The sequence below is a fragment of the methane-oxidizing endosymbiont of Gigantopelta aegis genome, from assembly GCF_016097405.1.
Classification (GTDB): domain Bacteria; phylum Pseudomonadota; class Gammaproteobacteria; order Methylococcales; family Methylomonadaceae; genus Methylomarinum.
Genome location: NZ_JAEHGD010000003.1, coordinates 17,794 through 43,893 on the forward strand (window position 1 = coordinate 17,794; position 26,100 = coordinate 43,893).

General features: G+C 42.6%; 26 protein-coding genes and 4 pseudogenes. 23 read left to right on the plus strand and 7 right to left on the minus strand.

Annotated elements, in window-relative coordinates:
* Position 1: 1 nt before the first annotated feature.
* Positions 2–1,276, plus strand: coding sequence for a phosphoribosylamine--glycine ligase (gene purD, locus JEU20_RS13930; RefSeq protein WP_198246762.1), 1,275 nt, complete (start codon positions 2–4; stop codon positions 1,274–1,276).
* Positions 1,277–1,416: 140 nt separating this feature from the next.
* Here purD and JEU20_RS13935 read toward each other — a convergent pair whose 3' ends face one another.
* The 4 genes from JEU20_RS13935 to ribF form a co-directional block, all read right to left on the minus strand.
* Positions 1,417–3,048: a methyl-accepting chemotaxis protein gene (locus tag JEU20_RS13935; RefSeq protein WP_198246763.1), complete on the minus strand. Its 1,632-nt coding sequence runs from the start codon at positions 3,046–3,048 to the stop codon at positions 1,417–1,419.
* A gap of 151 nt (positions 3,049–3,199) precedes the next feature.
* On the minus strand, positions 3,200–3,661 hold the full coding sequence (gene lspA, locus JEU20_RS13940; RefSeq protein ID WP_198246764.1) for a signal peptidase II: 462 nt from the start codon (positions 3,659–3,661) through the stop codon (positions 3,200–3,202).
* A 13-nt stretch (positions 3,662–3,674) separates the two neighbouring features.
* On the minus strand, positions 3,675–6,500 hold the full coding sequence (ileS, locus tag JEU20_RS13945) for an isoleucine--tRNA ligase (protein WP_198246765.1): 2,826 nt from the start codon (positions 6,498–6,500) through the stop codon (positions 3,675–3,677).
* A 31-nt stretch (positions 6,501–6,531) separates the two neighbouring features.
* Positions 6,532–7,464, minus strand: a complete 933-nt coding sequence (gene ribF, locus JEU20_RS13950; RefSeq protein WP_198246766.1) for a bifunctional riboflavin kinase/FAD synthetase — start codon at positions 7,462–7,464, stop codon at positions 6,532–6,534.
* A 220-nt stretch (positions 7,465–7,684) separates the two neighbouring features.
* Here ribF and JEU20_RS13955 point away from each other — a divergent pair, with 220 nt between their 5' ends.
* From JEU20_RS13955 to fcl, 18 genes and pseudogenes are all read left to right on the plus strand, one after another.
* Positions 7,685–8,044 (plus strand): hypothetical protein, encoded by a 360-nt coding sequence (locus JEU20_RS13955; RefSeq protein WP_198246767.1) that lies wholly within the window; start codon positions 7,685–7,687, stop codon positions 8,042–8,044.
* 149 nt (positions 8,045–8,193) lie between these two features.
* Positions 8,194–8,763 (plus strand): hypothetical protein, encoded by a 570-nt coding sequence (locus JEU20_RS13960; protein ID WP_198246768.1) that lies wholly within the window; start codon positions 8,194–8,196, stop codon positions 8,761–8,763.
* 148 nt (positions 8,764–8,911) lie between these two features.
* Positions 8,912–9,205, plus strand: coding sequence for a ComEA family DNA-binding protein (locus JEU20_RS13965; RefSeq protein WP_198246769.1), 294 nt, complete (start codon positions 8,912–8,914; stop codon positions 9,203–9,205).
* A 74-nt stretch (positions 9,206–9,279) separates the two neighbouring features.
* The gene (locus JEU20_RS13970) at positions 9,280–10,305 is read left to right on the plus strand and encodes an IS630 family transposase (protein ID WP_198243546.1); all 1,026 of its coding nucleotides are present in this window, start codon (positions 9,280–9,282) and stop codon (positions 10,303–10,305) included.
* 240 nt (positions 10,306–10,545) lie between these two features.
* Entirely contained in the window at positions 10,546–10,956 is a 411-nt protein-coding gene (gene mntA / locus JEU20_RS13975) for a type VII toxin-antitoxin system MntA family adenylyltransferase antitoxin (RefSeq protein ID WP_198246770.1), read from the plus strand.
* Positions 10,949–11,362, plus strand: coding sequence for a type VII toxin-antitoxin system HepT family RNase toxin (hepT, locus tag JEU20_RS13980; RefSeq protein WP_198246771.1), 414 nt, complete (start codon positions 10,949–10,951; stop codon positions 11,360–11,362). The genes mntA (JEU20_RS13975) and hepT (JEU20_RS13980) overlap by 8 nt, the downstream gene beginning before the upstream one ends.
* Positions 11,363–11,471: 109 nt before the next feature.
* Entirely contained in the window at positions 11,472–11,957 is a 486-nt protein-coding gene (locus tag JEU20_RS13985) for a hypothetical protein (RefSeq protein WP_198246772.1), read from the plus strand.
* Positions 11,944–12,234 (plus strand): nucleotidyltransferase family protein, encoded by a 291-nt coding sequence (locus JEU20_RS13990; protein ID WP_198246851.1) that lies wholly within the window; start codon positions 11,944–11,946, stop codon positions 12,232–12,234. The genes JEU20_RS13985 and JEU20_RS13990 overlap by 14 nt, the downstream gene beginning before the upstream one ends.
* A 72-nt stretch (positions 12,235–12,306) precedes the next feature.
* The gene (gene mntA, locus JEU20_RS13995) at positions 12,307–12,708 is read left to right on the plus strand and encodes a type VII toxin-antitoxin system MntA family adenylyltransferase antitoxin (RefSeq protein ID WP_198246773.1); all 402 of its coding nucleotides are present in this window, start codon (positions 12,307–12,309) and stop codon (positions 12,706–12,708) included.
* Positions 12,701–13,117 (plus strand): type VII toxin-antitoxin system HepT family RNase toxin, encoded by a 417-nt coding sequence (gene hepT, locus JEU20_RS14000; protein ID WP_198246774.1) that lies wholly within the window; start codon positions 12,701–12,703, stop codon positions 13,115–13,117. Before mntA (JEU20_RS13995) ends, hepT (JEU20_RS14000) begins: the two co-directional genes overlap by 8 nt.
* A gap of 107 nt (positions 13,118–13,224) precedes the next feature.
* Positions 13,225–13,641: a type VII toxin-antitoxin system MntA family adenylyltransferase antitoxin gene (gene mntA, locus JEU20_RS14005; protein ID WP_198246775.1), complete on the plus strand. Its 417-nt coding sequence runs from the start codon at positions 13,225–13,227 to the stop codon at positions 13,639–13,641.
* A complete protein-coding gene (hepT, locus tag JEU20_RS14010; RefSeq protein WP_198246852.1) occupies positions 13,634–14,047 on the plus strand; it encodes a type VII toxin-antitoxin system HepT family RNase toxin in 414 nt (137 codons plus the stop codon). The genes mntA (JEU20_RS14005) and hepT (JEU20_RS14010) overlap by 8 nt, the downstream gene beginning before the upstream one ends.
* Positions 14,048–14,552: 505 nt before the next feature.
* Positions 14,553–15,668, plus strand: coding sequence for a GDP-mannose 4,6-dehydratase (gene gmd, locus JEU20_RS14015; RefSeq protein WP_198246776.1), 1,116 nt, complete (start codon positions 14,553–14,555; stop codon positions 15,666–15,668).
* 232 nt (positions 15,669–15,900) lie between these two features.
* Positions 15,901–16,182, plus strand: coding sequence for a nucleotidyltransferase domain-containing protein (locus JEU20_RS14020; protein WP_214657315.1), 282 nt, complete (start codon positions 15,901–15,903; stop codon positions 16,180–16,182).
* Between the two features lie 5 nt (positions 16,183–16,187).
* Positions 16,188–16,676, plus strand: coding sequence for a hypothetical protein (locus tag JEU20_RS14025; protein ID WP_198246778.1), 489 nt, complete (start codon positions 16,188–16,190; stop codon positions 16,674–16,676).
* A gap of 521 nt (positions 16,677–17,197) precedes the next feature.
* Positions 17,198–17,371: a hypothetical protein gene (locus JEU20_RS14030; RefSeq protein ID WP_198246779.1), complete on the plus strand. Its 174-nt coding sequence runs from the start codon at positions 17,198–17,200 to the stop codon at positions 17,369–17,371.
* Positions 17,361–17,738 (plus strand): type II toxin-antitoxin system VapC family toxin, encoded by a 378-nt coding sequence (locus tag JEU20_RS14035; protein ID WP_198246780.1) that lies wholly within the window; start codon positions 17,361–17,363, stop codon positions 17,736–17,738. The genes JEU20_RS14030 and JEU20_RS14035 overlap by 11 nt, the downstream gene beginning before the upstream one ends.
* A 4-nt stretch (positions 17,739–17,742) precedes the next feature.
* Positions 17,743–18,684: pseudogene (fcl, locus tag JEU20_RS14040) on the plus strand (GDP-L-fucose synthase); the annotation flags it as partial.
* Between the two features lie 58 nt (positions 18,685–18,742).
* On the opposite strand, the pseudogene JEU20_RS14045 reads toward fcl, so the two are convergent.
* A pseudogene (locus JEU20_RS14045) lies at positions 18,743–20,301 on the minus strand (IS3 family transposase).
* Positions 20,302–20,503: 202 nt separating this feature from the next.
* Here JEU20_RS14045 and JEU20_RS14050 point away from each other — a divergent pair.
* Both JEU20_RS14050 and JEU20_RS14055 read left to right on the plus strand, forming a co-directional pair.
* Positions 20,504–21,590: pseudogene (locus tag JEU20_RS14050) on the plus strand (DegT/DnrJ/EryC1/StrS family aminotransferase).
* Entirely contained in the window at positions 21,581–22,210 is a 630-nt protein-coding gene (locus JEU20_RS14055) for a WbqC family protein (protein WP_245395277.1), read from the plus strand. Before JEU20_RS14050 ends, JEU20_RS14055 begins: the two are co-directional and overlap by 10 nt.
* A gap of 49 nt (positions 22,211–22,259) precedes the next feature.
* Here the strand turns inward: JEU20_RS14055 and istB are convergent, their stop codons facing one another.
* Together istB and istA are read right to left on the minus strand one after the other, a co-directional pair.
* Positions 22,260–23,000: an IS21-like element helper ATPase IstB gene (istB, locus tag JEU20_RS14060; RefSeq protein ID WP_198244246.1), complete on the minus strand. Its 741-nt coding sequence runs from the start codon at positions 22,998–23,000 to the stop codon at positions 22,260–22,262.
* Positions 22,987–24,533, minus strand: a pseudogene (gene istA, locus JEU20_RS15700) (IS21 family transposase). Before istA ends, istB begins: the two are co-directional and overlap by 14 nt.
* A 242-nt stretch (positions 24,534–24,775) precedes the next feature.
* Between istA and JEU20_RS14070 the strand changes: the two are divergent.
* Both JEU20_RS14070 and JEU20_RS14075 read left to right on the plus strand, forming a co-directional pair.
* Positions 24,776–25,744 (plus strand): sulfotransferase, encoded by a 969-nt coding sequence (locus JEU20_RS14070; protein ID WP_245395279.1) that lies wholly within the window; start codon positions 24,776–24,778, stop codon positions 25,742–25,744.
* An 11-nt stretch (positions 25,745–25,755) separates the two neighbouring features.
* Complete coding sequence (locus JEU20_RS14075) at positions 25,756–26,073, plus strand: hypothetical protein (RefSeq protein ID WP_198246782.1); 318 nt, start codon at positions 25,756–25,758, stop codon at positions 26,071–26,073.
* Positions 26,074–26,100: the final 27 nt, after the last annotated feature.

The window sequence follows — 26,100 nt, forward strand, 5'->3', positions numbered from 1 at the left end:
TATGAAAGTTTTAATCGTAGGTAGCGGTGGCCGGGAGCATGCCCTGGCCTGGAAAGCCAAACAATCAGCTGGCGTTGAGACAGTGTTCGTCGCTCCTGGCAATGCAGGAACAGAACGGGAAGCCGGTATTGAAAATATCGCCATCAGTTCGGATGATATACCGGCACTGCTGGATTTTGCCAAACAACAAAGGATTGATTTGACGATCATCGGCCCTGAAGCACCGTTAGTCGCCGGTATTGTCGATCGCTTTAATGAAGCTGGCTTGCCCTGCTTTGGGCCGACGGCAGAAGCAGCGCAACTGGAAGGCTCTAAATCATTTTGCAAGGATTTTATGGCGCGCCATAAAATCCCGACGGCGGAATATCAAACCTTTACGGACACCGCAGAAGCCATTGCCTATATCCATGAAAAAGGTGCGCCGATTGTGGTGAAGGCCGATGGTTTGGCAGCCGGTAAGGGTGTTATTGTCGCCGAAACGGAACAACAAGCGATAGATGCCGTTAACGACATGTTGGCCGGTAATCGTTTTGGTGAGGCAGGTCATCGTGTTGTCATCGAAGAATTTCTGGCCGGTGAAGAAGCCAGTTTTATTGTGATTGCCGATGGTGAACATGCGCTGCCGATGGCGACCTCACAAGATCATAAAGCCCGCAATAATGGGGATACCGGACCTAATACCGGTGGTATGGGGGCGTATTCGCCAGCTCCCGTGGTGACTGAGGCTGTTTATCAGCGGGTGATGGACGATGTGATTACGCCAACGCTTAAGGGTATGGCCAAAGATGGCCATCCGTACACTGGTTTTTTATATGCCGGCTTGATGATTTCACCTGATGGTACCGTTAAGGTACTCGAATACAATTGCCGTTTTGGTGATCCGGAAACCCAGCCGATCATGATGCGGCTTAAGAGCGATTTGGTGCAATTGTGTCAGGCCGCACTGGATAAAAAACTGCAGCAAACCAAGACCGAATGGGATTCACGCCCTGCCTTAGGTGTCGTATTAGCGGCAGGCGGTTATCCTGATGCCTATAAAAAAGGCGATGTCATTGAGGGTTTGCCGGAAAAAGAACAGGATGACCTGAAAGTCTTCCATGCCGGCACCGCCAGTCAAGGGAACAACATCGTTACGGCAGGCGGTCGTGTATTGTGCGTCTGTGCCTTAGGCGATGATATTGCAGATGCCCAGAAAAAGGCTTATCAAGGGGTTGAAAAAATTCATTGGAATGGGGTCTATTATCGGACCGATATCGGCTTTAAGGCGATTAAATAAATATTTGCTACGCAGCGGCGCTTCAAGCGCATTAAGCGCGCCCACGCCGGAGCGTGGACGCGGGAGGAACCCGATTTACGTTAGATATAAACATATTGAGATTGGTATTAAGCTTTCTTATGGCAAGCGTTTTGTTGGTGTCACAGTTTGAATTGCTTGACTAAGAGCGCAAGATCATCGGTTATTTGTTTCAATTTTTCAGAGGCTACATCTGCGAGCTTTGCGCTATCGGCCGATTGGTTGGCGGCTGACATAATGGTATCGATGGACCTAGCGATTTCAGTCGTTGTAGCAGATTGCTCTTCGGTGGCGCTGGCGATTTGAGCGTTCATTTGGCTGATGATAGCGACGGTTGAGCTGATTGACGATAGCGTTTCGCCAGTTTTGTTTGATTGTTCGACGCTTTGTGCCACTTTGTCTTTGCTGCTATTCATGACTTTGACCGCTTGCTTGGTACCTGCCTGCAAACGTTCAATCATATCCTGAATTTCTTGGGTCGATTCCTGAGTGCGGCTGGCTAGGGTGCGAACCTCATCGGCGACAACGGCAAATCCTCGGCCTTGTTCGCCGGCTCGTGCTGCTTCAATAGCCGCATTTAAGGCGAGTAAGTTGGTCTGTTCGGCAATACCTCGGATGACATCGAGGACATTGCCGATGGTATCGCTTTGCGCTTCTAGTTGATTGAGTGTTTCCGTCGCATTGTCGACTTCATTTGCTAATTCCTGAATGCCCTGAATCGTTTGCTTAACAATGTCCATACCTTCATGCATGGCGCGGTCGACAGCTTGGGTTTCTTGTTCGGTATTGGCCGCATTACTGGCAACTTCGTTGACAGATTCGGTCATTTCTTGCATGGCTGTGGCGACTTGCTGAGTTTCTGTTTTTTGTTGGTTGATGGCGGCGGCTGTTTTATTGGAAATGAGTTCAGTATCTTTTGCTGATGCTATGAGGAGATCGATTTCATTACGAATATTGAGAACCATATTATGAAGTTTGTCGATAAAAGCATCAAAAGTGCGGGACAGATGGCCTAATTCATCATCACTGGGATCATTGATTCTGCGCGATAATTCTCCCTCGCCTTCTGCAATGGAGCGGATACTTTGATAGGTTTTCTGAATACGCTTAAATACCACAATTTTAAGATATATCGCGGTGGCGATAAGGATGGCCAGAATAAGCACCACCATGATAATGGTCGAATATAAAATACGACTGTTATTTTCATTGGCGATGTCTGTGTAGAGCAATACCAAATCATTGCTGAGTTTTCGGAGCTGATTGGATTGTCGTGGAATATCGACTAAGGTTTGACGGTATTTATTCGTACCCGCTTGTGTGGCAATAAATTGCTCAATGGAGTGTTGAAACTGGTTAAACAACCGTTCAATTTCAGTAATTTTGTTTTGAATAGCATCATTCTCTAGCCGTTCAAGCTGACCATAGCGTTTTAAAGCTAGATCCAACGGGTATTTTCCACCGGATTTTACGGCATGCAATGTTTCTGCAAAAATCGTTTTTGCTTGTTCATATTCGTGTAAATTCGTTTTGCTTAAAGCCTCGTTAGTTTCATTTTTGGCGGCAGCATACGTTAATACCGACTTTGCCATGGCTTGCGTTAACATGCGTTGTCGACCGAGGGCATTGACGATTTCGGCATCTTGTTTGGATTTTTCCAAAGCCATAAAAATCAGGGTGGCGGCAATTAACATAATTATGCCGGCAAAGGCTAAAGCAAGATAGGTTCTGAATTCAATTTTTCCGGTCGACATAAATTATTCCCCCGTAGGTAAATAGAAATAAGAACAAGCCGGTTAAGTATAGTGTATATTTTTCAGGCAGGGCGGAAACATAAAGTCATCGGGGAACAAGAAAAGGGGTGAGATAACGACAATGTGTTGGCTGCGACCGCATAAAAATGGCTTATGACTTCTTATGGATGCTGCTTTCTAGTAGCATGAATGCGACGCCTACACAAATGGCGGAATCGGCGATATTAAAAGCGGGCCAGTGCCAGTTCTGATAATAGAGGTCTAAGAAGTCGATGACATAACCATAAAGCAGACGGTCGATCAGGTTGCCGATTGCACCGCCTAAAATTAGCGACAAGGCTGCCGCCATCAAGGTTTCATGCTGCTTTAAGCGCATCAACCACAGTGTCAGAATGACACTGATGGCTAAAGCGATGAAGGCGAAAAACCAGCGCTGCCAGCCTCCTGCTTCGCTTAATAAACTGAAGGCCGCGCCGGTGTTGTGAACATAGGTCAGATTAAAACCGGGCATCAGCGGGATAGACTGATACAACTGCATACTCTGAACGACCAGCCATTTGCTGGCCTGATCGAGGATCAGCACCAGCAAGGACAGGTTTAGCCACTTCAGCATGGGATTTAGGCGGTCAGGCATAACGACGTGTTTCCCCTTCGCCGTCAATATTTTCGACACAGCGCCCGCATAATTCAGGATGCTTAGGATGCTGGCCGACATCTTCACGCTGATGCCAGCAGCGGACACATTTGCTATGCCTAGAAGCGATAACTTTCAGTTTGAGGCCGTCGATGTCGGTGGCTGTTGCATTGGCGTCGGCATCGCCTAGCGTTTGTACACAGGCTTCTGAGGTAATAAAGACGAAGCGTAGTTCATCGCCTAGTTTGCTGAGTGCCGTTAGGTAATCGGCATCGGCATACAGAGTCACTTCGGCATTCAGAGAGGCACCGATAGTGCCGGCTGAGCGCAGGCTCTCGAGTTCCTTGGCGACAGCCGAGCGTACCTGCATGATTTTTTCCCAGCTTTCGCGGTCGATTTCGCTGGCCTCATCCAGCGGAAATAAATCGGTGTACCAGCTTTCCAGAAAAACCGATTCGCTGCGTTGGCCAGGAATATAATGCCAGATTTCATCGGCGGTATAGCTGACAAGGGGAGCTAGCCAGCGCACCAACGCTTCGATGACATGATACATGGCGGTTTGTGCCGAACGCCGCGGCAGTCCATCGGTTTTGGTGGTGTATTGACGATCTTTAACAATATCCAGATAAAAACCGCCTAAATCCAGCGTACAAAAATGCAGGATTTTTTGGTAAATATGCTGAAATTGATAGGCGTCATAGGCGTCAATGATCTCATTTTGTAGTTGATAAGCACGGTCGACAATCCAGCGGTCGAGCGCTAACAGATCAGTGTTGTCAACTCGATCACAGGCCGGATCAAAGCCATGTAGGTTCGATAACAGAAAGCGTGCGGTATTACGTAGCCTGCGATAGCCATCGGTCGTGCGCTTTAAGATTTCATCAGAAACATGCATTTCCCCGCGATAATCGGTGCTGGCCACCCACAAGCGCAAGACATCGGCGCCAAGTGATTTCATCACTGTTTGCGGGGCGACCACATTGCCTTTAGATTTAGACATCTTTTTGCCTTCGGCATCGACAGTAAAGCCATGGGTCAGCACGGCCTTGTAAGGCGCAGCATCATTCATCGCCGCCGAAGTTAACAATGAGGACTGAAACCAACCGCGGTGTTGGTCGGAGCCTTCGAGGTAAAGATCAGCCGGAAATGTTAGCTGTTCGCGTCGTTTCAGCACGCAGGCATGGGTGACACCGGAATCAAACCAGACATCTAAGGTGTCCTGAACCTTATCATATTGATCAGCTTCATCGCCCAATAATTCAGTCGTATCCAGCTCAAACCAGGCATCAATGCCATGTTGTTCGACTTTTAAAGCGACTTGTTCAATCAACTCAGGTGTGCGTGGGTGCAATTGGCCGCTTTGTTTGTGAATAAACAGCGTAATGGGTACGCCCCAGGTGCGTTGTCTTGAAATACACCAGTCCGGCCGGTTGTTGATCATGCTTTCGATGCGAGCCTGTCCCCAGTCAGGAATCCACTGAACTTTTTTCACTTCGGCCAGTGCCGTGTCGCGTAAATGGTTTTTCTCCATCGAGATAAACCATTGCGCAGTAGCGCGAAAAATAATCGGCGTTTTATGGCGCCAACAATGTGGATAGCTGTGCAGCAACGCTTCATGATGCAGCAGTTTGCCTTTTTCTTTGAGCACTTCCAGCACATGGTCATTAGCGCTGAAGACATGCTCGCCGGCGAATAATTCGGTATCAGGCAAAAAGACGCCATTTGAGCCGACAGGGTTATCCACCGGCAGATTGTATTTCATGCCGACAACATAGTCTTCTTGGCCGTGTCCAGGTGCGGTATGCACAGCCCCGGTGCCGGCATCGACAGTGACGTGATCACCGAGGATGATGGGGACTTTACGGTCGTAGAATGGATGCTGTAATAGCTGGTTTTCCAGTGCCTCGCCTTTGCAATAGGCAATGACATGGTAATCGTCAATGCCGTAACGCAACATGGCGTCTTTGAGCAACACTTCGGCAATCAGCAAGCGTTCTTTCTGACCGTCTTTGTTACATTGTACGATGGCGTATTCCAACTCGGGATTCAGCGCGACACCCTGGTTGGCAGGGAGTGTCCATGGCGTTGTCGTCCAGATAACGACTGATAGCGGACCTTCGCCTTCATGTTCGGGAACATGATGACAAGCTGCCATGAGCGCTTGTTCATCAATCACCTGAAAACGCACATCGATGGCTGGCGATGTTTTATCCTCGTATTCAACTTCGGCTTCAGCTAGCGCCGAGCCACAATCGGTACACCAATGCACAGGTTTAGCACCCTGGCTTAAATGGCCTTTTTCGGCGATAACACCGAGGGAGCGGATAATATCGGCCTCGAATTTATAATCCATAGTCAGATAAGGATTGTCCCAATCCCCTAGCACGCCCAGCCGGATAAAGGCCTGTTTTTGCATGTTGACTTGTTTGCCAGCGTACTGACGACATTCTTTGCGGAATACGGCAGGAGAAACTTTGGCACCGGCTTTGCCAACCTTTTTTTCTACCATCAGCTCAATCGGCAGGCCGTGACAATCCCAGCCAGGTACATAGGGTGCGTCATAACCGCTTAACGATTTTGATTTGATGACAAAATCTTTCAGAATCTTATTGACGGCATGGCCAATATGAATATCGCCATTGGCATACGGTGGGCCATCGTGCAGCACAAATTTTTCTTGCCCTGCATGTTTTTGTCGAATCTTCTGGTACAAATCCATATCCAGCCATTTTTTCAGCCGCTCTGGTTCGCGTTGCGCCAGATTGCCTTTCATTGGGAAATCGGTTTTCGGGAGATTGAGTGTTTTTTTATAATCCATAGCTGATGATTTGAGCGTGAGTTAACTGTTCTTAGAAGGCTGTTAAAATCTGTTTAGCCTGTATTACATCATAGTTTATTTGTTGTTTAAGCTGTTGCAGGGATGAAAAACGAATTTCATCGCGAATTTTTTGTTTAAAATGGACTTCCACATAGCGGCCATATATTTCCTGGTCAAAATCAAACAAATGTGTCTCTAGAATAACCCGTGTACCACCTTCAATTGTCGGCCGGGTGCCCACATTGGCAACGCCTGGGTAGGTTTTGTCATCAATGCCACTCATGGTAACCGCATAGACGCCTTCAATCGGTGTGTTTTTACGGAACATTTCGATATTTGCCGTTGGAAAGCCCAATGTCCTGCCGCGTTTATCACCGTGAGCAACCCTGCCACAGACCGAGTAATCGCAGCCTAACATGCGCCGGGCGGTTTCTAAATCACCTTCGCCCAACGCGTCGCGGATTAAGGTACTGCTGACGCGGTGACCGTCGATTATTAGCGATTGCGTGTCTTCCACCGCAAAGCCTGCTTGCTGGCCAAATTGCTGCAGCATGGAAAAATTGCCACGTCGAGCTTTACCAAAATGAAAATCATCCCCGACCACTAAATGTTTTACCCGCAGTTTGTCGATTAAAACATCCTGTATAAAATCTTCGGCTTCGTAATTTGCCAAGTGACGGTTAAATTTCATCACCAGCAGTTGGTCTACCGGCAAGTTACTCAGTCCGATGGCCTTTTCCCGTAGCCGCATTAAACGCGATGGCGCATTATCTTTCAAAAAATATTCCAAAGGTTGCGGCTCAAACAGCATCACCACCACCGGAAGATTTAATTCTCGCCCCTTCTGAGCCAGTTTTTCAATCACCATGCGATGACCAATATGCAAGCCATCAAAATTACCAATCGTTAAAACACAACCCGCCGGCAGGGTTTCAAGATGAGCCAGTCCCCGGATTAAACGCATATAATTTAAGCAATTATAAAACCTCCCATTCTATCATTAACTGATGTTACGCAGTAACTCTTCCCTCATTCCCACACTCCTGCGTAGGAGCCCATATAGACACTTCAGACCACAGAGCGCACAGAGTTATCGTTTGTATCGTTTAATGCCCTTGAGCATGAACTTAAAATGTTGATATACCCTATCCTTGATAAATATACCGTGGTAACGGAGATTAAATATGCAAAAAACGCGCGTAGACGACATGTTGGTCGAGATGATAGCGCCTAAAATTAAGGAAATAGAAGAAAAATTCTCGAGCGGTGGAGCATTAACGCAAGACGACATCAATACCTTACTCTTGAAATCACAATACAACCATATCAATCACCTGGATGCAAAATTAGATGAGGTGGCTGGAAGTGTTGTTGCATTGGAGCAGAAGTTTAATCAACTAGAACAGAAATTTAATTATCTGGAGCAAAAATTTAATCAGTTGGAACAAAAATTCAGTCATTTAGAACAAAAGTTGTCTAGTGATATGGATAATCTGGAACAAAAACTATCCAGTGAACTGTATAACCTGGAACAAAAAAATTGAAGTCACGATACAAAAAGCACTGAATAAAAATATGATGACCTTGATTGTTGTTATCGGCGCTTTTCTGACACTATCAAAAATTATTGATAAGTTTTAGGTTGTCGTTTCACAATCAATTACACTTTGGAGTTGAGTCTGCGGAATTTATTATGGCATTAGCAGAAGAAGATATTGAACAAATTCAATCCATGATCCGGCAAGCAATTGCACAAACGCCTGCGGTTGGCAATGCCAATGTGCGTTATGAGCTGGAGTTACGAGAACGTACTGTTCGGGTTGAAGAAGAATTAAAACATCAACGGGAGTTGATGTTGAAAGGGTTTGCGCAAACGGAAAAGCGTTTTGAGCAAGTAGAAAAGCACTTTGAACAGGTAGACAAACGTTTTGAGCAAGTAGAAAAGCACTTTGAACAGATAGATAAGCGTTTTGAGCAAGTAGAAAAACGCTTTGAACAGGTAGATAAGCGTTTTGAGCAAGTAGAAAAGCGCTTTGAACAGGTAGACAAACGTTTTGAGCAAGTAGAAAAGCGCTTTGAACAGGTAGACAAACGTTTTGAGCAAGTAGACAAGCGACTTGATCAGGTTGATAAACAATTAGAAAAGCTCGCTCAGGGAGTTTTTGATATTCATCAAGAAATTAAACAACAAATGAAATGGACATTTGCCATGATGATTAGCGTTGCCGGTCTGATTATCGCGATTTTAAAAATAACAGGCTAGTGTTATATGAAGGAAGCTTGAGTCGTTAACCCAGCCGGGTTAAATGCCTTCAATTACTTGTAGAATTCAAGATTATTGCTAATCTGAAGCAAAGGATATTTGAATTGATAAAAGGATGTATCCAGAATTTATACGAGGAATTGAAAATATGAAAAAACTTGGAATTCTTTTGATGCTATTGGCTTTTAATGTCATGGCTAAACCTGTCAATATCAATACTGCCGATGCCAAAACCATTGCCGGCTCACTCCAAGGAATAGGTCAGAAAAAGGCAGAAGCAATTGTTCAATATCGCAAAACCCACGGTAAATTCAAATCCATCAAAGACCTTGTCAAGGTAAAAGGCATTGGGCCGAAGACATTACAGAAAAACAAAGGCGACATTCTGATTAAAGGCAAAGCAAAAGCCAGCAAAAAACAATCAAAAACCAAGAAAAAATAACTTGTATACTCTTCGCAAATGAGAATTTAGCATAAAAAGATGACGTAATGGAGTGAAATATATAAAATAAGGCCATGTCGAATTACACCCTTCCAGAGACTGAATTAGCCGATTTGCGCGAAGCCCATGGTGAGCTTCGAGAAAAACGTGATGCAGACCGAGTTAAAGCCATCATTCTTTTAGGTTCAGGCTGGTCAGCAACAAACGTTGCCGAAGCACTTCTCATTGACCGCAATACAATCCGTACCTACTATCGAAAATATAAGAAAGGTGGTCTTGCTAAACTCCTACAAACTCAGCATGTTGGAAGTGCCAGTTTCTTATCGGTTTCAGAAGCGACCGAGTTGGATGAATATCTGCAGAAAAATCTTCACTTAACCGCTAAATCGGTTGCAGCTTACATTAAAGAGCGTTGGCAGGTTCGCTATAGTGAACGCGGTGTGACAGCCTTGCTGCATCGCTTGGGTTATGTCTATAAAAAGCCCAAGCTGATACCCGGCAAAGCTAATGCAAAAGCCCAACTGGAGTTCCTTGAGAAATATCAACAACTAAAGGAAGACAAGCAGCCCGAAGACTTGATATTGTTCATGGATGGTGTTCATCCACAACATAATCCTGTAATGGCTTGTGGTTGGATTAAGCGTGGTGTGGAATTCACGATTCAGAGTAATACCGGGCGTCAACGTCTCAATGTCAACGGTGCAGTCAATATCGATTCTCTGGATACTGTCTGCCGCTTCTATGACACCATCAATGGCGAGGCAACGATTGATCTTTGTAAGGCGATTGAAGAACGTTACCCGAAGGCTGGGACTATTTACATCATTTGCGATAATGCACGCTACTACCGATCAAAGGCTGTCAGACAATTTCTTGAAATGTCGCGAATTGAATTAGTGTTTTTACCGCCGTATGCGCCGAATCTTAATTTGATTGAACGGTACTGGCGATATTTCAAGAAAGAAATCTTATATGACCAGTATTATGAAACATTCAAAGAATTCAAAATAGCCTGCGAGACATTCTTTTCTGAGCCAGAAAAGCATGTCGACAATTTGCGCTCACTTTTAACTGAGAATTTTCAAATTATCGGTGCATGATGGTTTGCTCTATTTTCATGTGCGGAGAGTATAGAAAGGGGTGGGTGAAGCCATAGCAAAGCCCATCCTCTTTTTACATCTAAATTTCGGTAATCCTATGCCGGTTTGTCCCAAGGTTGTAAGAAGATGTGCCGCAATTACAAAAATAATAGAATGGATCAAGCTGAAACATAGCGAGTCGACCAAAACAAAAAACTCCACATAAAAATATTGGGCGCTCACCTGTAAATATACGGACAAATGGAATTTAAACAGATAAAAAACCAGATTATTCATCTGGCTGAAAAAAACAGCGAGATTGAACTACTTTGGTTGTATGGTTCTTATGCTAAAGGGACTGCGCATGAAAACAGTGATATAGATTTGGCTGTTGTGTTTAAAAGCTGGGAAAAGGATGTGGTTGAGCGTCGATTAAGGCCAGAACTTCTTGCGCTGGAATGGCAACAGTATTTAAATTTAAAAGAAGGACAGTTAAGCATATTGGATATGAACATTGCCCCCATTCCTCTGGCTATGGCAGTCCTTGAGAGCGGCCAATTACTACTGAGCAAAAATTACTCCCGCCAGCTTCAAGTCCAGCAACGGATCATGTCTAAATGGGAAATAGATTACCTTTACCATTACCAGCATTATCAGGAAAATTATGGATAATACTTACTTATTTTCCATGCAGGAGCACCTTACTGAGCTAAAAAGTGAGCTACAAGGATTGACAGAAATAATCACCCAGCGTGATTTAAATCGCTATGAATACCGGGCATCGGAAAGAACATTACAAATGTTGATAGAGGCCTGTATCGGCATAGCTAAACATTGGGCTAACGATTTGAATAAAACAGCACCAGCAGATGCCTATTCTGCTTTTGAGGCTTTATCACAGCATGGGGTTGATAGCGCTATGGAAATTAATTGGCGAAAAATAATCGGCATGAGAAATGCCCTGGTTCACGATTATCTTAATATGCAACCGGAGATTATCAGGGCGATTATAAAAAACACAAGCTATCATCCTTTATTTATCTTTGCGGAACAGGGGTTGATTGCCTTGAAAAAATAACGCATAGGAAAATACTAAGGATAGGTATGGCGGCTGCATGCATAGAATTGTTTATCAATGATTTATGGCTTGTTGGCAGTAAGGCAGGGTTAAGCGGATATGGTAGAAAATGAGCAATAAAAAAGAAATTCTTAAAAAACGCTTTGATAAATTAAGGCAGCATTATGAGGCTTTGAAAGCTTATAAGCAATTGATTGACAAGTTATCAGCACAGGTTGATATTTATCAGCCTGAAAACTTCAATAAACTTGAAATTCAGGACAAGGCTGTTTTTGATGCCTATTTAAAACGATTTGCTTCAATACAGGATTTTTTGGGTGCTAAAATTTTCCCGATGATATTGGAACTATCCGGCATTAGCTATGGGAAAATGACAGAAGTTTTGTACGCAGTAGAAAGAGAAGAAATCATTGATAGCCTGGAACATTGGATAGAATTGCGAGAAGTGCGGAATGACCTGGAGCATGATTACCCGGATAACTTATCAGCCGCATTGAAAGACTTAAAATATTGTGTGGATAACTTTGAAACATTGGAAAGTTATTATTTAAAAGCGTTAGACTTTGCAAAACAACAAGTACATGCGCCTGTCTGATTACTTGAAAAACAAGATTAAACGCGGTATTCAAAACAGTTTTGGCAATGTTGATGTTTATCTTTTTGGAAGTAGGGTTGATGATGCTAAAAAAGGTGGAGATATCGATATAGCTGTTGATACAGATTTATCACCGGAGCAATTTAAAAAATGTAAAATACAATTTATTACTGAAATGATGAAGATGGGGCTGGATTTAAAGATTGATGTTGTACCACTAAATTGTGCAGACAAGCTGTTAGAAGATGAAGTGCATAAGACCGCAATAAAATTATAAAGAAGAGTGAAAATTAAGGGCTACCATAAAGTGGACCCCACCATCCATCAATGCAGTAAAAACAGGCGGAAATTGAAAAAACATCCAGAACAAAATCCAATCATCAAAAGCCTGATTGCCTTGGCAAATAATCATACCGATGTGGAAATCCTGTGGCTGTATGGCTCGCGCGCAAGAAACACCGCTAATCTGCACAGTGATTATGATCTGGCGGTAGCCTTCAAGCATTATCTTGAAGACCCGGTTGAGCGGCGTTTGAGACCTGAAATGCTGGCATTGAAATGGGCGCATGAAACAGGCGTGGAAATTTCCGTCATCGATATCAACCAAGTCCCCCTGCCGTTAGCTTATACGGTGGTACAAGACAATTGCCTGCTTTACAGCGATAATGATTATCGCAAAATGATAGAAGAACAAAAGATCATGTCGAAATGGGAATTAGACTACTGCTATCCTAAAAAACACTATGCTTGATAGTTATGTTGAGGCCATTCAGCAACATATCAATGAAAGTGTTGAAGACCTGGATACCCTTTACACTATTTTGCAAGAGCGCACCTGGACAAGAGTAGAGCGCAAAGGGGCGGAACGGTTATTGCAAATTCTAGTGGAAGCCTGTATCGGGGTGTCCCGACATTGGCTGAAGAAGCAGCATAAAGTGATCCCTGCTGATGCCTATGCCGTTTTTGAAAAACTGATGGAATTACAGTTAATCCCTGCTGACGATGCGCAGGAATGGCAAAGAATTATCGGCATGAGAAATGCTATCGTGCATGATTATCTCAATTTGGATGAAAAAGTCATTAAAGCGATAGTTGTCAATAAAATGTATCTTAAACTCCAATCATTTGCTTTAACGGTGAGTGTTCAATTAAAAAACTGACCAGTGCGGTTAAACTCGATCATGGTAAGGGATTGTTTGATAGTATGGATGTGTGCCAAAAAGATTTCACACCTTCCTATTCCAGAGCAGCGAGCGGTTACAAGGGCATGAGCGATTATCAAATAACAGAACTGGAGAAAAATATCGTCTCTGCCATTCAGTCGGCAGTGCCCGGGCTCAAAGCCGTTTATCTTTTTGGTTCGGCAATAAAGGGCGATATGCATGACAATAGCGATATTGATTTGGCTATATGGACTGAGCAGCCTTTGTCTGCATTGGCGTTGTGGGACTTGAGGCAATTGATGGAAACGATAGTGCAACGACCAGTTGATCTGATTGACTTAAACAAAGCGACAACGGTAATGCGGATGCAGATTGTATCGCAAGGCAAACGCTTGTATTGTCAAGACTTTAGCGCTTGTGAGCAATTTGAAGATTTTGTTTTTTCTGATTACGTTCGTTTGAATGAAGAAAGGCATGAAATACTGGAAAGCATTCGCCAGCAAGGACGGATTTATGGATGATGTGTTGTTAAACAAAGCAGCTATCATAGAGCGATGTTTGATGCGGATTAGGCAAGAATATCATGGACATGAAACAGAATTGGACACAAATTTCACCCGCCAGGATGCGATTGTGTTAAATCTGCAACGGGCCTGCGAATCATCCATTGATGCCGCAATGCATTTGGTCAGGGTACACAAACTGGGTATTCCACAACAAAGCAAAGATGCTTTTTCATTGCTTGAAAAAGCAGACTTGTTGCCATCGGAATTATCTCGACACCTGCAAGCTATGGTTGGGTTCCGAAATATTGCTGTTCATCAGTACCAAGACTTGAGTCTAGATATTTTGAGGTTTATTCTGGAAGAACGATTAGTCGATTTTCAAGCCTTTTCGACCCTGCTTTCGCGCTTGGCGTTACAATGATGCAAATATTGATCATAACGGCCGTGCAGAAAAGCCAATTTTTAAGTCAAGATTCTAATGACGATTGTTGTTGCTTGGTCTTGTCAAGAAAGCCAGCAAATAATGCAGGGTAATCGCATTAAAACTATATTTATCTTGTAAATCAATGCGTTAAGATTGAATTGCAAAAAGATCGTAGTCTCGTAACATACTGATTTACTGGTGCTTTTCCGTTTTAATGCGATTGCCCTGGCAAATAATGCTGCAAAAACTCCAGCGAAGAGCCCTAATACAATAGTAGTAGTCAACCAAATTTGTTGAGGTGGATTGATTGAACTCTACCATAAGAACAGTGTTTTTATGACAGGGTAACGGTGTAGGGGTATAATTTCTGCTTCAGTGCTGATGTGATCACTTTTGGTTGTTTTTTGCTTGGTATGGCTTACTTAGATAGCCGTACCAAAAAGTTTACAGTAGGCAAATTTAGTACCGCACTTTGAGAATTAAAATTGAATAAGGAGGTTTAATGAAAAAAGCACTCATAACAGGGATAACCGGGCAGGACGGGTCATATCTAGCCGAATTTTTATTGGAAAAAGGCTACGAAGTGCATGGCATCAAGCGCCGTGCCTCACTGTTCAATACCCAGCGGGTTGATCATATCTATCAAGACCCCCATGTCGATAATGCCAACTTCATTCTGCACTATGGCGATCTTACCGACTCATCCAACCTGACCCGCATTTTGCAACAAGTCCAACCCGATGAAGTCTATAATCTGGGGGCGCAATCCCATGTGGCGGTTTCTTTTGAGTCCCCCGAATATACGGCTGATGTCGATGCCATGGGTACGTTGCGATTGCTGGAAGCCATCCGCTTGTTAGGGCTGGAAAAGAAAACCCGCTTTTACCAGGCCTCAACTTCAGAACTCTACGGGAAAGTACAGGAAATCCCCCAAAAAGAAACCACGCCTTTTTATCCACGCTCGCCCTATGCCGTGGCCAAACTCTATGCCTATTGGATAACGGTCAATTATCGGGAAGCTTATGGCATGTATACCTGCAATGGCATCTTGTTTAATCACGAATCTCCCCGCCGAGGCGAAACCTTTGTCACCCGTAAAATCACTCGCGGTCTGGCCAATATTGCTCAAGGTCTGGATGATTGTCTTTACTTGGGTAATATGAACGCCCTGCGGGACTGGGGACATGCCAAAGATTATGTGCGTATGCAATGGCTGATGTTACAACAAGACAAACCAGAAGATTTTGTGATTGCCACGGGCGAACAATACTCTGTGAGGCAATTTGTTGAATGGTCAGCAAAAGAACTGGGGATAACACTACGTTTTGAAGGTGAAGGCATCAACGAAATTGGTATCGTCGAAACCGTAGAAGGCGATAAGGCGCCTGCCGTAAAACAAGGCGATATGATTGTCCGCGTTGATCCGCGTTACTTCCGTCCGGCAGAAGTGGAAACCTTATTGGGTGATCCCTCCAATGCCAAACAAAAACTGGGCTGGGTACCAGAAATCACCGTACAGCAAATGTGCGCCGAAATGGTGGCGGAAGACCTAAAAATTGCGCAGCGCCATGCTCTACTAAAAGCGCATGGGCATGATGTTCAGATTTCAATGGAATAACGTGAGTTAAGGGATTCGAAGGCGTTTTAACAGAAAAACCGTCATTCCGGCAGGGATTGCCGGAATTCAGGAGCCATGGATGGTTTTTTCTTAAATTAATGGCATGGCGCTCCCGCGCGGGAATGCATCCGGTGGCGATGTACGACACAAGAGTGCGGGAGCAAGAAAAATACTGAAATTGTGTAATGCGGATTCTCTTTTAAAGGTCAGCTAAATGAGATTAACAGAGGCAATGCAACAAATAATCAAAACAGAAGTTTATAAACTTTTGGGGCCTGATAGCCAAATTATCTTGTTTGGTAGCCGCATAGATGACAGTCAAAAAGGGGGCGATATTGACTTGTTTATTCAAACCCCTCAGCAGTTAAGTAACAAGATTGAAGCGGAGTGTCGATTGAGTGCGCGTCTTTATATTAAATTAGGCGGGCGGAAAGTAGATGTCTTGATAAAAGATAAACACAGCAACATAGCACCCATCTATCAACATGCGATTGATTATGGTGTGGCTTTATGAAACAAATGACGCAACAAGAACACTGGTTTTTGGTTAATCAACTTCTTGCGGTGACAGAAAAAGAAGCGAAGCATCTCAAATTAACAGCAACACGAATCAATGCCTTAAAACCTGATTTAAAATGGGTTGAATCGCTTGAAGAAAGAGTTGAGCAAGGTGAAATGTTAGATGCGTTTGTATCGAGATTCAGTCGATTACAAGATACGTTAGGCGATAAATTATTGCCCGCATTATTGCGAGCAAGCCTTGAAAGGACGGGTTCCCAATTAGATAATTTGTTGAGAGCAGAAAAGATGGGATGGCTTGTTTCAGCCGAAAGCTGGATTGAAATTAGAATGCTTAGAAATAAATTAGTTCATGAATACATGGATTCTCCGGCTGGTTTATTACAAGCTTTAATGACAGCACTTGAAAGCTATGAGATATTAATCCAAACACAGGAAAATTTAGCGAAATATGCAAGAAAATTACAGCAAGAAATTCAGTGTCGATGAAGAGCTCAAAGATAACAAACAGCGACTGAAAAATACGGCAGGGCTGTTACAATCAAGAAATATTGATCCAATAATTCGAAGGCTTTTTTAACAGAAGAACTGACATTCCGGTAATCCTTGCCGGAACCCAGGTGTCATAAATAGTTTTCTGCAATAAAACTATTCGGGTTGCATCAGTGAATAAACAGGTGAGAATGTATGCTGAGTATAAAAATCGATAACCCAGAGCTGGAAAAAAGTATTCAGCACGTGTTTGGTGAATGAACATGCAATGGTCAATGCGTTTGTTGAGTTCATCCATCTACAAACATTGAAAAAGGATGTGGCAATTTCAATTGAGCAGTTAGATTCAGGGCAAAAAAATTATTACAGGATGTAATAAAGGATGTGCGCATAGGCATGATGCTTCTAGCATAGTAAAATAGAAGTTACGTTGTTTTTTACAGGTATTATTGATTATGATTAGGAAAATTATAAAACCGTCGAGTGAGTATTATAGCGTGCATATTCCGAAAGAATATATGGATAAAAGGATTGAAATTTTAGTGTTGCCTTTTAACGATGATCTCGAAGACAATAATAAAGAAATAAATAAAAACAATCAGTTACTTGAAAAAACGGCGGGTTTGTTGAGAACAAGAAATATTGACCCCGTAAAGTGGCAGCAAAGCATTAGAACAGAATATGAACGATAAACAATTTCTGGTCGAGTCTAATATTTTTATTTACCACATCAACAATGAGCCGGTTGCCACGCAATTTCTAACAGAGTATTTTTGTCAGTGTTGTATTTCCCAGCTCAGTTTTATTGAAGTATTATCATTCGATTTTACTCACGAAGAACGACAAGCAGTGCAAGAATTGTTAGAGGGTTTTGAAATAATCGATACCACAAAAGATATTTCTTTGCAGGCTATTTCTAATCGAGACAGAAAAAAGATAAAGATAGCAGATAACATTATTGCTTCTACCGCACAAGTTTATTCTCTTACCTTAGTAACCCGTAGTATCAAGGATTTTCAATCATTGGATATCAAACTTCTTAATCCATTTGGACAATAAGAGCATGGATGATAGAACTAAAATTTTTATCGCTGGCCACAACGGCATGGTTGGCTCAGCCATCATACGACAATTGCAAAAAGATGAGCGCAATCAACTGATCACGGCGAGTAGAAAAGAACTGGATTTGACCAATCAACAGCAAGTCAACCAATTTTTTGCCGACAACAACATCGATCAAGTGTATCTGGCGGCGGCCAAAGTTGGCGGCATCCACGCCAACAACACCTACCCCGCAGAGTTTATCTATCAAAACCTGATGATAGAAGCCAATATCATCCATGCCGCTCATCAGAATAATGTTCAAAAGTTACTATTTTTAGGTTCATCCTGTATTTATCCCAAACTGGCTCAACAGCCCATGAAAGAAGAAGCCTTGCTGACAGGAACACTGGAAAGTACCAATGAACCCTATGCCATTGCCAAAATAGCCGGTATTAAATTGTGCGAAAGCTACAATCGCCAATATGGCAGAGATTACCGAAGCATTATGCCCACCAATCTTTACGGCCCAAATGATAATTTTCACCCCGAAAACGCCCATGTTATCCCAGCCTTAATCAGACGCTTTCATGAAGCCAAAATCAATAATAAACCTCAAGTGACAGCATGGGGGAGTGGCAAACCCATGCGAGAATTTCTCTACGTTGATGATATGGCCGAAGCCGCTGTTTTTGTGATGAACTTAGATGCTGAAAAGTATAACCAAGAAACCAAGCCGATGCTTTCACATATCAATGTAGGAACAGGAACAGATTGTACGATCAAAGAACTCGTCGAAACCATTGCAAAAGTGACAGGCTTTCAAGGAGAAATACAGTTTGATACATCCAAACCGGATGGCACACCGAGAAAATTGCTGGATGTCTCGAAAATTGAAAAGCTTGGTTGGAAAGCGAAGACCAGTTTGGAAGATGGGGTGAACCAGACTTATTCTTGGTTTGTGCCGCTAAATGTCAACCAACCTGTCGCATTTTTTGCAATAATTTACGAAATGAATTTTATTAAGCTGCTTGACATTCTGTTGTGTTGAAATTTTCCTTATCCGGATTAAGATAAACATGGCCAATGGGCGTTAAATTTCGTGTTTGTCGTCCATTCCATCGCTCTGGATTGTCTCTTTTTGCTTGCTCGATGACTCGTTTTCTTTTTTCGAGTACGGCGCTGTCTAAGCCGTTATGGCGTTGGTTGGGTGTTACAAACTTGAGCGCACTGTGTTGATGTTCATTGTTGAACCAACAAACGAAAGCTTCAACCCAGTTCCTGGCTTCGCTTAATGTTTTAAAAAGGGTTTTCTGGAAAGGTATGATGATATTTGACTGTTTTAAATAACGATTCTGAATAAGGATTATCATTACTGACACGAGGTCTGCTGAACGACGTGGCAATGTCTAAATCGACCAATTTGGCCCTTAATGTTGCGCCTTTCATCGGACTGCCGTTGTCAGAATGTATCACCAATTGCTTTTTGTCGATGTTTTCCCGGCGAGCGATATCTTCGATCAAATCAGCAGCGTGTGCGCTTGATTCGGCATCATGAACTTGCCAGCCTACGATTTTCCGACTATAGATGTCCATCACCATGTAGAGGTAAAAATACTGCCCTTTGACGGGGCTTAATAAATACGTAATATCCCACGAGTAGATTTGATTGGCCTGTGTGGCTTTGAGTGACTGCGGTTTATTATGCTGACCTGCGGCTCCTTTAGCTCTGTGCTTAAGCTGGTTGTGGGCTTTCATGACACGATAAAAGGTTGATTCTGATGCGAGATAGCAGCCCAAATCCAATAACCTCGGAACGATTTGATGCGGCGTTAAAGCGCTGTATTCCGGTTTATTAATCACGGTGATGATTTCTTGCTTGATGGCCTCGGATAATTGATTGTGCACAGGCGCTGTATTGTGCAGTCGTAGGTCTTCTGAGAGTCCTTCTCCCCGGTTCCAACGCTGATAGGTTCGAGCTGATATACCCACCAGTTCACAGGCTAATTTCTGCCGCGCTCCATTGTCAACGGCTTCATCAATGAGTGCGCTGTAGTGTTGGCGATCTGAGTAGGCGATTAATCGGCCGCCTTTTCCCCCAGATCGCTTGGCACTTTTTTTGATAACACCAGTAAAGCCGCTGTTTCTGATAACGCTTTCTCTTTGCGGTTTAGCTCCTTATGCAAACGCTTGTTTTCTTGTTTGAGTTTTGTTTGCGCCTGTTTATATACGGATTCTGTTGATTTAGATTCTGACAAAATTCCGCTTTCCAGGTATTTAGATGATGTAAGTAGATGCCTTGTTCACGACAATAGGCGCTAGCCTGATCATCGGTGAGATGATGACAATGAACAATGGCTTCAAAACGTTCTACTGTATTCCAATCTTGAGGGCTTTTTTTCTTTTGACATGTTTGACTCTGTTTTTCGAGTTGATTTTTCTTAGCTAACCGAATCCATTTTTGAAGTGTGGAGTAACCCACACCTAAAGTAACTGCAATTTGCTTTAGCGATTGTTCTGGTCTTCTGGATAATGCTTTTTCTACTGATTGTACTTTAAATTCTTGGCTAAATACGCTCATTTTTGTCTCCTGATTTAAAATTTCCTAGGCGACAGGTATGTTGACATAGGGGGTGCAGAACCAGCGAAGTTTTAGAATATCCTGAATGCAAGTTAAAGCCACTAATGAGTCTTCCAGGTGCATACGGGGACATAGGAGCGATGTTTCCTCAAGGGACAAGATGTTTTAAAAACGATAGGAATTTAATCTTTTGAAAACACCAATTTATGTAACAAAATCACTGTTACCTGACCGAAATAAATTTCATAGATATGTTGATCGCATATTGGATTCGGGATGGTTGACTAATCGTGGCGAATGTGTGCGTGAATTAGAACTAAAGCTACAACATTACCTTGGAGTAAAAAATGTAGTGTTGGTGAGCAATGGAACAATGGCTCTACAGCTAGCGTATAAAGCTTTGAACCTTAGTGGAGAAATTATTACTTCGCCATTCACCTTTATTGCCACAGCAAGCTCGGCCAAATGGGAAGGGCTGGATATTCTTTTTCGGATATCAATAAAAAGACTTTCAATATTCCTCCCGAAAAGATTGAACCACTCATTACAAGGCAAACTAGTGCACTTGTACCTGTGCATGTATTCGGTAATCCATGCGATGTTGAAGGGATTGAGAAGCTGGCAAAAAAACATGGGCTGAAGGTTATTTATGATGCGGCGCATGCGTTCAGTGTTCAATACAAAGGAGAAAGTATTCTCAACTGGGGGATATTAGTATTCTCAGTTTCCATGCAACTAAGCTTTTTCATACCATTGAAGGCGGTGCGCTGATCATCAATGATGATACGTTATGTGAAAAAGTGCGTAAGATGATAAATTTTGGTATTACAGGGCAAGAGAGCATTGAGTGCCTTGGTATCAATGCGAAAATGAATGAGTTTCAGGCAGCAATGGGGTTATGCCTTTTGGATAATATGAATGAAGAGATTGATAGGCGGACTCTGTTGGCTGCATTGTATGATACGCTTTTGCCGGATAATCTGATTCGCCAGCAATGGGCGGATGAGGCAATGTCAAACCATGGTTACTACCCTATCGTGTTTGATCGTGTGGAAACACTCAAACAGGTTCAGAAAGCTTTGAATGCCGAGAATATTTTTCCGCGCCGTTATTTTTATCCGTCATTGGATAGCTTGGATTTTCTTGTAGAAGGGCAATGTACCCCTGTATCGCGTGATATTGCCAGCAGAATTCTCTGTTTGCCGCTTTATGCTGATCTGGCAATTCGCGATGTCGAGGTTATTTCGGAAATCATCTTGGATGTACAGCAGGGTAAGAGATGCGTTTAGCGATTATGCAACCTTATTTTTTTCCTTATATTGGTTACTTTCAACTGATTTATGCCGTTGATACTTTTGTGGTTTATGATGATGTGAATTACATAAACAGAGGTTGGATTAATCGGAATAATTTACTTGCTAAGGATAAGCCTGAGCTTGTAACGCTACAGTTGATGGGGGCAAGTCAGAACAAATTGATTAATGAAATACATGTAGGTCATAATCGCTTGAAATTGCTGAAAAATATTTCTCAAAAATACTCAAAAGCACCTTGTTTTCAGCGTGTTTTTCCTGTTATAGAAGATATTATGTGCTACCAAGAGGATAATTTGTCGTTATTCCTAGATTACAGTTTGCGGGCAGTTTGTGATTACCTATCAATTCATCCTAAGTGGATGTTATCCTCTTACATTGAGAAAGATAACGCATTGAAAGGGCAAAATAAGATTTTAAGTATTTGTAAATCATTACATGCTACGCATTACATTAATCCGCCTGGAGGGAGGCACCTTTATGATCATGAATTGTTCGAGGAGCAAGGTATAAAGCTATCCTTTATTGAAACAGAGTGTTCGCCTTATAAGCAGTTTTCAGGTGATTTTGTTTCTCATTGTCAACGGCCAAAATAATTGAGCCAGTTTCGGCCATTAATATTGAGCCACTTTTCCAGAGAAATAGTTATTTGTTAAGTTTAGATTTCAGTCGATAACTTTCGCCTCCCAGCATAAAAATGTGTGAATGATGGATGAGCCTATCTACAATCGGCACGGCCACATTGTTGTCGAAAAAGAACTCACCCCAATTCGTAAATTCTTTGTTGGTTGTCAGGATGATTGAGCGGTATTCATAGAGCGCATTGATCAATTGAAACAAGTTGTGCATACCTTGTTTATTCATCGGTAGATAACCGAGCTCATCAATGATCAACACATCAAATTTGAGTAGCTGATTGATTTTCTTTTTCAACTCGCCTTTGAGTTCAGCTAATTCCAATATTTCCATAAGAGCCAAAGCCGTGTTGAAGCTGACTTTATAGCCTGCATCAATCGCTTTAAGCCCCAGACCAATAGCCAGATGCGTTTTACCCACACCTGGCGGCCCGATAAAGACGACGTTATCTCGATTATCAATAAAGTTAAAGTCACACAGGCTATTCATTTCACGCTTGCTGATCGTGGTCTGAAAGCGATAGTCAAACTCTTCCAGGCTTTTATGCAAGGGAAAACCTGATCGCCGTCTGTTTTGTTCAATACGTTTACTGTTGCGTTGATTTTCTTCATACTCAACCAGACTTTGTGCAAACTGTAGATAAGAACTTTCATTTGCCTCAGCTTGGCTTAATAACGGCTCAAGATGTTCTGCAATGGCTGACATGCGTAGGCTTCGGAATTTCTGGGTGACCTGATCAATGGATGACATGGCTCTCTCCTTGACCGCCAGGGTGGCCATTTAGCGCAGCATAATGCGCTAATGCACTATTACCCTGATTAACTTGATCCTGTGTGACTTGCTGACTCTGTGAGTCGTTATTTTCTCTGGGTTTTGTTGGAAAGCCAGCAGACGTTCTCTTAACCCTGTTGCTGTTAAGCGCGGTGTATTGATCAATCGTGATAAATGTTCTGCTTCAATAGCACCATATTGTTTGCAATACGCGCTGACTATTTGTTTAGCGCCCAAAAGCTGGTCTTTATATATTTTGGGTGAGGTCGTTTTTAAGTAAGGCGCATAAAGCCTGAGTCTGCTCTGTGTCACCTAAAATGTGTAAAAGCTCAGCTTCTAAGTCTTTTATCCTCTGGGCTTTATCACGGTAATGATCGGTGTTCTTGATGACTTGACCTTTCTCGATGCTGATCAGGTGTTCAGCAATTTTGTTACCTGTTTCTAAATCACTGATGATTAACTGACCTGTTTCGGTTTTGACACCGACACGGGCACTTTGATAGGCCATCGGCACGGAGTATTTATTGGATTGCCAAGCGATAAGTCCTGTTTTATCGGCTTTACGTGTAGCGACAGTACTTGCTGAATAAGACGCTATACAGGAAGGTGTCAAATAAGGCTGCATATGAGCCTGTTCTGACTGATCATAATATTCTCTGGGTTTTTTACCTGTGCTGCCATGAACACGTTGATTAGCGGTATTATCCAACCAGTCAGAAAAATACTGTTCTAATTCATGCCAGCTGGCAAAGCTTTCACCATAGAGCCCATTGTTTTTGGCATACTTTACACCTGCTTCAACCTTGCCCTTGCTTTCTGGGTCATAGCCTTCACAGGCATGAATACGAAATCCAGCGGCGGTTGCATACTGAAAAAAAGCTGATTAAGGTTTAATTCCCTGAAGGTTTCACTGATAACCACCAGTTTAGTTTGATCATAAACACATTCCTCAGGCATGCCGCCAAAATAACGGAAGGCGACATCATGCTGTTTGATCAACATCTCGGTATTAATCGGCTTATTTGATAAAGATACATGCATTAAACGAGAATAAGACAATACGAAGACCATTAAATAAACGGTGGTTTCAACACCATTAATCATCACGCCACGCAGTTCACCGCCATCAACCTGACATTGTTCGCCAGGCACCATATCTATGACAGGCTCATAGTAACGGGCTTGCTTAAAACTGATTTCTTGCTTCAGTGCTTGAATATAGCGTCTGACAGAACGATCTGACACGCTCAGTGTTTCAACCTTGGCCTTCAGTTTACGTAACACTTTAACCGCTGATAAATCGGGATAGGTTTGCAGCAGTTGAATAATGTAGTCCCGATATTCATCTAGTTTCTTAGTTCTATCGGTATCGGACAATATCTCAGTAATTTCTGTTTCTGGCATGTTGAGATATTTACTGACGGTATTGCGAGAAACACCCAATTGTTTGGCAATCTTACGCTTCGATAAACCATTGCCTTGATTGTGTAATGCTTTGATCTGATGAATCACGATCCACTCCTTCATAACGTTCCCTAGATAAATAGAGGGACTGTTACAGCTTTAATATAAAAAGAAAGTCTGGAAAAGTGGCTCAATATTAATGGCCAGTTTTGGCTCAGTTTAAATGGCCATTAACACTCATTTGTCAATCATTGATGTCATGATGTTTAACGATCAGGAACAGTGTCGACAGATGCTTGGGGAGTATTCTCTTGTCTGAGAAGAGAACAGAAACGTTTAAGAGAAATGCGTTGCTTGAGGAATTGCTGTATGGACTAAATGGTGATTTACAGCCATCTGAAAAGAAACTTGTCGAAAAATATGCAGGTCAAACGATGAGCCAGCCGTTAATTTTGGTCATGGGGCCGCTCCGTAGTGGCACAACCCTATTTACCCAATGGTTGGCCAATACTGGACTGTTCGCTTATCCAACCAATCTGTTGTCGCGTTTTTATCAAGCTCCGATTCTTGGAGCCAAGATTCAGTTGTTGTTGACTGATCCACGCTTTAATTTTCGTGATGAGTTGGGTGAGTTCGTACAACAGGCTGAGTACAAGTCAGAAAATGGTAAAACCAAAGGCGTGCTGGCGCCAAATGAATTTTGGTATTTCTGGCGCAGGTTTTTGGCTGATCCGACGCGTGATGTGTGGTTAAATGATGAATTGAAGCAGAGTATGGATGTGCAGACCATGAAGGCAGAACTGGTAGGTATGATGGATGTGTTTCAAAAACCGTTTGCCGCAAAAGGGATGCTCTTTAATTATAATATTCCCTTTTTGGATACTGTGCTGGATAAGGCCATATTTGTGCAGATCAAACGTGACCCGTTGATGAATATACAATCTGTGTTAGGTGCTAGAGAGCGTCAATTGGGCAGTTGTGAAGCATGGTATTCGTTTGAGATTCCCGAAAAACAAGAACTGATGAAACTTAGTGCGATTGAACAAGCGGCAGGGCAGGTAGCAAGTATTAATAAAGCCGTAGAGGAAGGTTTGCAGGGTGTGGCTGAAGACAGAAAGCTTGTCGTGCAATATGAAGATTTTTGTGCGTCACCCGAACATTATTTTAATAAACTGATGAGTTGTATGTATCAGCAAGGCGTAAAAATAGAAGCTAATTATTTAGGTAGAACTCAATTCTCATGTAAAAATAATTTTCATATGTCAGAATGTGAAGCGAGTTTGGCAAAAAATATTTACAGAAAAATTTTTATGGGCTGATAGGAAGATGCATGATTATCAATAAGCTAAAGAAAATAGCAAGAATTTTCTCTGGAGAAAGAAATAACTTTGTTGAACAGTACAGAAATTTATTAGTGAGTGAACCATTAGACTCTAAGTTGCACTTTCAGTTTGGTAAAGAAGCCTTGAATCAAGGAAACTATCCATTAGCGATAGCCGAATTAAAAACTGCTATCGCGTTGGGGAGATCTGTGTGCACTGTTCAGAAATACCTTGAAAGAGCCCAGAAAAAAGTTCTTCGCTGTTTTCTTTGGATCATAATACTTATTATCGTTTTAATAGTTTGCGACTTGAAATTGAGAAAATAGTTGGATGCATGGAAAATTATTCAATTT